10 protein-coding genes and 1 pseudogene are annotated in these 6,215 nt (G+C 65.1%); 6 read left to right on the top strand and 5 right to left on the bottom strand.

The window, feature by feature from the left end; translation table 11 throughout:
* Positions 1 to 220, bottom strand: a pseudogene (locus tag C2U70_RS33335) (transporter substrate-binding domain-containing protein); the annotation flags it as partial.
* A 130-nt stretch (positions 221 to 350) separates the two neighbouring features.
* Here C2U70_RS33335 and C2U70_RS19480 point away from each other — a divergent pair.
* Entirely contained in the window at positions 351 to 1,250 is a 900-nt protein-coding gene (locus C2U70_RS19480) for a LysR substrate-binding domain-containing protein (protein ID WP_246666794.1), read from the top strand.
* A gap of 23 nt (positions 1,251 to 1,273) precedes the next feature.
* Here C2U70_RS19480 and C2U70_RS19475 read toward each other — a convergent pair whose 3' ends face one another.
* Positions 1,274 to 1,678: a hypothetical protein gene (locus C2U70_RS19475; protein ID WP_140980042.1), complete on the bottom strand. Its 405-nt coding sequence runs from the start codon at positions 1,676 to 1,678 to the stop codon at positions 1,274 to 1,276.
* 154 nt (positions 1,679 to 1,832) lie between these two features.
* On the opposite strand from C2U70_RS19475, the gene C2U70_RS19470 reads away from it, so the two are divergent.
* Together C2U70_RS19470 and C2U70_RS19465 are read left to right on the top strand one after the other, a co-directional pair.
* Positions 1,833 to 2,057: a hypothetical protein gene (locus tag C2U70_RS19470; protein ID WP_140980041.1), complete on the top strand. Its 225-nt coding sequence runs from the start codon at positions 1,833 to 1,835 to the stop codon at positions 2,055 to 2,057.
* A gap of 146 nt (positions 2,058 to 2,203) precedes the next feature.
* Positions 2,204 to 3,649 (top strand): caspase family protein, encoded by a 1,446-nt coding sequence (locus C2U70_RS19465; protein WP_140980040.1) that lies wholly within the window; start codon positions 2,204 to 2,206, stop codon positions 3,647 to 3,649.
* 85 nt (positions 3,650 to 3,734) lie between these two features.
* On the opposite strand, the gene C2U70_RS19460 is transcribed toward C2U70_RS19465, so the two are convergent.
* The gene (locus tag C2U70_RS19460) at positions 3,735 to 3,992 is read right to left on the bottom strand and encodes a PilZ domain-containing protein (protein ID WP_140980039.1); all 258 of its coding nucleotides are present in this window, start codon (positions 3,990 to 3,992) and stop codon (positions 3,735 to 3,737) included.
* A gap of 182 nt (positions 3,993 to 4,174) precedes the next feature.
* Between C2U70_RS19460 and C2U70_RS19455 the strand changes: the two genes are divergently transcribed.
* The gene (locus C2U70_RS19455; protein WP_186294364.1) at positions 4,175 to 4,468 is read left to right on the top strand and encodes an HdeA/HdeB family chaperone; all 294 of its coding nucleotides are present in this window, start codon (positions 4,175 to 4,177) and stop codon (positions 4,466 to 4,468) included.
* A 78-nt stretch (positions 4,469 to 4,546) separates the two neighbouring features.
* Here the strand turns inward: C2U70_RS19455 and C2U70_RS19450 are convergent, their stop codons facing one another.
* Positions 4,547 to 5,011, bottom strand: coding sequence for a PaaI family thioesterase (locus C2U70_RS19450; RefSeq protein ID WP_140980038.1), 465 nt, complete (start codon positions 5,009 to 5,011; stop codon positions 4,547 to 4,549).
* A gap of 369 nt (positions 5,012 to 5,380) precedes the next feature.
* On the opposite strand from C2U70_RS19450, the gene C2U70_RS19440 reads away from it, so the two are divergent.
* Together C2U70_RS19440 and C2U70_RS19435 are read left to right on the top strand one after the other, a co-directional pair.
* Entirely contained in the window at positions 5,381 to 5,671 is a 291-nt protein-coding gene (locus tag C2U70_RS19440; protein ID WP_140980036.1) for a hypothetical protein, read from the top strand.
* 73 nt (positions 5,672 to 5,744) lie between these two features.
* Positions 5,745 to 5,975, top strand: a complete 231-nt coding sequence (locus C2U70_RS19435; protein WP_140980035.1) for a hypothetical protein — start codon at positions 5,745 to 5,747, stop codon at positions 5,973 to 5,975.
* On the opposite strand, the gene C2U70_RS19430 is transcribed toward C2U70_RS19435, so the two are convergent.
* Positions 5,944 to 6,156 (bottom strand): hypothetical protein, encoded by a 213-nt coding sequence (locus tag C2U70_RS19430; RefSeq protein ID WP_140980034.1) that lies wholly within the window; start codon positions 6,154 to 6,156, stop codon positions 5,944 to 5,946. The genes C2U70_RS19435 and C2U70_RS19430 overlap by 32 nt on opposite strands.
* Between the last annotated feature and the right edge of the window lie 59 nt (positions 6,157 to 6,215).

Raw genomic sequence — 6,215 nt, 5'->3', positions numbered from 1 at the left:
GCTCCTTGGCGACGAGGTTCGCCATGTCGATGTCGTAGCCCTGCGGCTTCAGGTCGGGGCCGGCCGAGCCGAACGGCGCGAAATCCTGCGGCACGGCAACCTTGATGGTTCCGGCCTTCATGATGTCGGCGAGCTCGTCGGCGTGGCCCGGCGGGGTTGCAAGCGGGATCGCGGCGAGGAGCAGGGCGGCGGTGATGGCCAGGGACTTCAGTCGCGTCATTGCGGGTCTCCTCGAGATCGGCGAGGCCAGCGGTGGCGCGCGCCAAGAGAATGTCTGCGCGAAACGTTGCAAACGCAGCAACCTTGGTCCAATATATTGTTAGTCAAGATTGATATGTTATGGATATCAATTGCCGATCGAGCTCCGCCATCTCCGGTATTTTACGGTCGTTGCCGCGGAGCTGAGCTTCACGGCCGCCGCCAGGCGCCTGCACATCTCGCAGCCGCCGCTGAGCCAGCAGATCCGGGACCTCGAGCACCAGGTCGGCGCGGCGCTGTTCCAGCGCACGAGCCGTCGCGTCCGCCTGACGGCGGCTGGCGACTCGTTCCTGGTTCATGCAAGGGCGATCCTGGCGCAAGTCGACAGCGCGCGGCGCGAGGCGCAGGCGATCGGGGCCGGCAAGACCGGCCGGCTGCTGATCGGTACGACGGGCTCGATCCTGCGCAGCGGGCTCGCCGATCTGCTTGCGGCGCATCGTCACGAATATCCGGAGGTGACGAGCGTGCTGATTGAGCAGGCGCCGGCGCTGCAAATCCGCGCCCTGCAGGAGCGCTCGGCGGATATCAGCTTCATTCGCCTGCCGCCGGCAGTCGACGGGCTCGTCGCCACGCTGGCGTGGAAGGAGGACGTCGTGCTCGCGATGTCGCGCATTCATCGGCTCGCGAACCGCAAGCGGCTGGCGCTGCGTGATCTGCGCGACGAGGAGTTCGTCGCGCTCGTTCCGGAAAGCTCGGATTTTGCGCGCTCGATCCAGGAGAGCTGCGTCTCGGCCGGATTTTTGCCGCGGGTGGCGCACGAGGTCGTCGACGCGCAGTCCATCGTCGGATTGGTATCGGCCGGATTCGGCGTGGCGCTGGTGCCGGCATCGATCTCGCGCTTCACCAATCGGGAGATTCTGTTCCGCCGGTTGACGGCGTCGAATCTATCGGCGGACGTCTACATCGTGCGCCGCGACGAGGACCATTCGCAGGTCGTCAAGACCTTCATCGATTTCAGCCGGAAATTCGTATTCCGGCGCGCGCCGGGTTAGCGCAAAGCGCGCGCCGTCGCGCTTTAGATCGGCGCATAGGTCTCGGATGCGCAGGTATCGTCCGTCTCGGCGCGGCGCCGGTCGACGATCTTCCCGCCCGCGATCGTCACGATATAGGTCTGCGGGCCCAGCGCCGTCCCGGTCGCCGAGGTGAGCTGCGCGCGAACGCAGGCCGTCCAGCCGGGGCCGCGCACTTCATGATGCGCGGGCGCGACCTGCACGTCGCGCGGAGAGGATGCGGCGAGGAAGACGAAATCGATCTGCTCGCGCACGAGCTTCCGGACGTCGGGCGGCTGCTCCGGCGGCGGCTGCTCGGTCTCCTTCATGCGCATGAACTCGGGCACCGGCGCGCGGCTGTCGGCAAAGCCGCAAGCCCCGAGCGCAAGCATGCCGGCGAGCAATGCCGCATGAGCAACAATCCGCAACATATCCGTGGAGACCCCCCGCGGCGTCACAGCTAGTCATGAACATGGCCGATCAAAGCCCGGCCCAAAGGCCCGCCCGATCAACATTTGCTGATGCAAACGGAGATGCGCTAGGCTTGACGCACAAAAGCGGCGGGCAGGTGAGGGGATTGCCGGGATGAGAGTTTTGGTGGTTTTGGCGGCGCTGCTGGCGCTGACGTCTGGGCCGGCGCAGGCGCAGGGCCGGCACCGGACGGATCCGCCCAAATCGGCCGAGCCGAAGCAGCCCCCGGTCGACGAGAAGGCCTACAAGGCCGCGCTCGAGCGCATTCCCGAGCCCAAGGACAAGTACGACCCCTGGAGCGGGGCGCGCCCGGCCGAGACGCCCAAAAAGCAGAAATGAAGCAGAAGTGAAGGGGCGTCGCGGTCTGCGACATCTTCGCCGTTGAAGAAAGTGCTTGAGACGCAGGAGATTGGCGCGCCGCCTTGAACCTTGCCCTCAAGCCCCGTGACCAATTCGGCAAGCACCAGTATTGCCGGAGGTTGCCGATGTCTCGCCGCGCCCTGCTCAGCCGCGCCTTTCTGAAGTGGCTCGTTCCAGCCGCACTCCTCCTCGGCAGCTATCCGGCTTTGGCCGAAAACAGGCTGGCGCTGGTGATCGGACAGTCCGCCTACAAATCGGTCCCGGTCCTGCCCAATCCCGCCAACGACGCCAAGGCCATGACAAAACTGCTGTCGGACTCGGGCTTCCAGGTCGTCTCCGCGTCGGACCTGTCACAGAACGAATTGCGCGCCAAGGTCGGCGAGTTCGCAAGCGAGGTCGCGGCGAAGGGCGCCGACACTGTGGCGCTGGTGTTCTATGCCGGCCACGGCCTCCAGGTCGACGGCGAGAATTTTCTGATTCCCATCGACGTCGATCCCAAGCGCGAGGCCGATATCGCCGTGCAGGCGGTGCGTCTCAACGACATCCTCAATACGCTGAACTCGGTGCCGACGCGGATGCGCATCGTGCTGCTCGATGCCTGCCGCAACAATCCATTCCCGACGCTGAAGACCGCCGGCAACGGCCTGGCGTTGATCGACGCCAAGACCGGCGTGCCCGGCACCTTCGTCTCGTTCTCGACCTCGCCCGGTGCCGAAGCCGAAGACGGTAGCGGCGCCAACAGTCCCTACACCACGGCGCTGCTGACGGCGGCCAAGGATCCGGCGCCGATCGAGGAAACTTTCAAGCGCGTCCGCGTCGCCGTGAACAAGGTCACGGACGGCCGGCAGACGCCGTGGGATTCATCCTCGCTGACCGAAGATTTCCGTTTCGCGAGCCCGATGGCCGCGAGCGGGCAGGGCGGGCCCAAGCTTGCCGCCACCAGGCGCACGGTCGAGGAATGGACGCGCGACCTCAAGGGCAAGCCGGTCGAGGCCGCCAACGAGATCATCGTCGCCGACGGCACGGACGAAGCCTATGAAGCCTTTGCCACGCTCTTTGCCTCGACGCCGCGCGGCCTGCAGGCGCGCGACTGGCTCAATCGCCATCGCCGCATGGTCGCCTGGAACAATGCCGTGCTGATCAACACCGCGGCGAGCTATCGCGCCTTCCTCGTGCAATTCCCGGACAGCGACCTCACCGCGACCGCGCGAAGGCTCGAAGAGCGCATGCGCAACAAGCCGGTCCCGGTCGTCGCGCTGGCGACGCCCGCGACCAATGCTGCGCTCACCTGTCCGTGCAACAACCAGCCGCAGCCGGCGCCGCTGAAGAAGGCCGACACGCCGACCAAGAAGCCCGACACCAAGCGCGCCGGATCGCGGCCGCCCGCGCAGGTCTACACCGACGACGTCGTTGTGGTGCGCCGCCCGCCGCCGGTCGTGTACGAGCCGGCCGGACCGCCCGTCGTCTACGAGCGCACACCGCCGGTGTCGATCGGCATCGGCGTCGGCGTCGGTGTCGGCGGCGGCGGTTACGGTCCGCGCGACGGCTATCAGGGCCGCCGCGGATATTGATACGTCCCACGCGATCGCGTCGCCTGCGAGCGCGCCATGAATGATTGTCGGTCAGCTTGCCGCGCGTGGCGATGCGAACCGTCGTTCACATCGCAGCGCTCTCCTGGACGAAGGCGAGCCCGATTCGTTTGTCGCTGCGCCAGACCGCGCGGCAATTGCGCACGAAACGGTCGCGTTCGATCGACAATTTGAACGACGGCGGCAACGCAAGCGGCCCGTCAATGTCGATCGCGGCGCCGCCGGTCGACATGTTGCGGACCGTGCACGCGAGATTCCTGCCTTCGAAGGTGATCGTTCCACCCTTGAAAACACGATGTCGCTGCGCTGCACGCTTCTCGTTCATCGATTTCGATCCGTCATCTCGCCTCTTAACTAGAGCATGGGAATTACGTTGAAATAAATTCAATATGCGCCGTACTTGCAGAGCGCTTCATACTTCGTTTACGACAATGCGCGCGCATTCGCTCGCTCCGCAGCTTGTGAATGGACGTTCAATTGTGGCGCGATGCGCCGATGGAGATTCTCATGAAGACCACCGCTTCGATTCTTTTCGCTGCCGCCCTTTCGCTGTCGTCCGTTCCCGCCGATGCCGCCAAGATCGATCTCGCGACCATGAGCTGCAAGCAGTTCCTGGAGAGTGGCGATGACACCATCAAGATGGTGCTCACCTGGATGGACGGCTGGTACAAGGGCGACGAGGACAACGCCATCATCGACACCGACGTGTTCGTCGAGAACGCCAAGAAGTTCGGCAGCTATTGCGGAAAGAATCCGAACGTCAGCATCGTGACCGCGGCCGACGAAGTTCTCGGCAAGTAGGCTCGTTACATCAGCGCTTGCGGGCGCGCGTCGTCGCGCGCTCGCTACGCTCGCGTCGTCGCGGATCCCGCCGACATTCTATCCCGGCAGCATCGCAAAGGCGCTCGACACCATCGCCACCGGCTTGTTGTCGGTGGCGGAGAGGAGGGTGACGCGGCCGAAGCTCATGGTGCGTCCGAGTCGCACCACCCGCGCATCCGCCAGCACATCCGACGACGAGACCGCGCGCATGAAGTGCGTGGTCTGGTCGACGGTGGTCATCGGACGGTAGCCGCGATTGGCGGCGAGGATCGCAATCACCATCGAGGTGTCGGCCAGCGCCATCAGCGCCTGGCCGCACACCACGCCGCCGCTGCGGCAGAGGCGCTCGGAGAATGCCATGCGCAGCACCGCGCCCGGCTGCCAATCGGCGGCGTCCCGCGGCGGTGTGTAGTCGATGCTCTCGACCGAAAGCCCGAGATCCCTGACCCAGGGTGCAAAGACGTCGCCGAGCACGCGCCTGGCTTCCTCGATGTCGAACTCCGCTGCGGACGTTTCTGTCATGAACCCTGTTTCCTCATGCGTTGCCGGATGTTTCGGCCATTGTGCCCGGATCGGGGCGCAGGAGTCATCCGTTTGGGGCATGCCGGACGGCGTCCCCTCGGCTTGAAAATGCCTGACTTCGACCCCTATGATGCCGCGCTTGGGAACAGGGTGGATGATGTTACGGCGATTTGTCTTGGTCTTTTGCCTGGCCGCGCTCGGCCTCGCGCTCAACGGGTGCACCAAGTGCGGCCCGATCTGGGACGACTGGATGCAATCGCCGAAATTCTGCCGGTCGGACCGTTCCTGAAAAGAGGTCAGCGTTCGATGCGCCGTCAGGGCTGACGACGAGGCGGATCGACCTCTGCCGATGATTCAAGGAGTGACGTGATGAAGGTTTTTCGTATGGCGGCAGTGCTGACCGTGCTGGCAGGGCCGGCTTACGCGCAGATGCCCTCGGTCAACTGGTTGCAGGACAGCAAGCCGGCCAAGACCGACGAGGAGAGGGCGCAGGAGGCCGAGCGCGACAGGGTCTACAAGGACAGCCTGAAGAAGATCCCGGACGCAAAGGCCTCCAACGATCCCTGGGGCGGCATGCGCAGCGATCCGCCGAAGCCTGCAGCGGCGCCCAAGGCGTCGGCTGCGGCCAAGAAGCCCAAGGCAGGCTCCACCGCGAACTGATCCACACGTCGAACTGGACTCCTCTTCCCGTGGCGATCTCTTATATTGGGATCGTACCAGGTGGAGTTTCGGCATGGCGTTTCGCCCGCGTGATCTTGCCGACCGGATGGCGCGCCGGCGCAAGGCGGGCGACGGCTATCTGCGCGAGACCTTCACCTTGCCGCGCGAGGCTGCTCGGGCGAAGGCGCAAGCCTTCTTCGCGCGTTATCCCAAGGCCGGCTATATGAGCGAGGTCGAGAGCTGGCGCGAACTGCCCGACGACAGGATCGAGTTCACGATGCGACGCTTGCCGACTGCGGATTGACCGGCTCGCCGAAATCGCCGAGCAGCTTGCCGGTGCGGCGGTTGATGAAACGAATGCGCCCGCATGCCTTGCACTGGACGGTCTCGTACGCGCACATCGGCGCGTCCTGCGCGACCTCCTCGGCCAGCCAGTGCTGCACATACATGCCGGTACGCGAACAGCGGAAGACGATGTTGCTCATGGCCTCACTATGCCAGCGCAGGCGAGGGGCGTGTTGATGTCGCTCAAATCCGGGCGCCC

The sequence above is a fragment of the Bradyrhizobium guangdongense genome (genome assembly GCF_006483445.1).
Classification (GTDB): domain Bacteria; phylum Pseudomonadota; class Alphaproteobacteria; order Rhizobiales; family Xanthobacteraceae; genus Bradyrhizobium; species Bradyrhizobium guangdongense_A.
The sequence above is the reverse complement of the archived record's forward strand: the minus strand, read 5'-3'. Positions and strand labels throughout refer to the sequence as shown.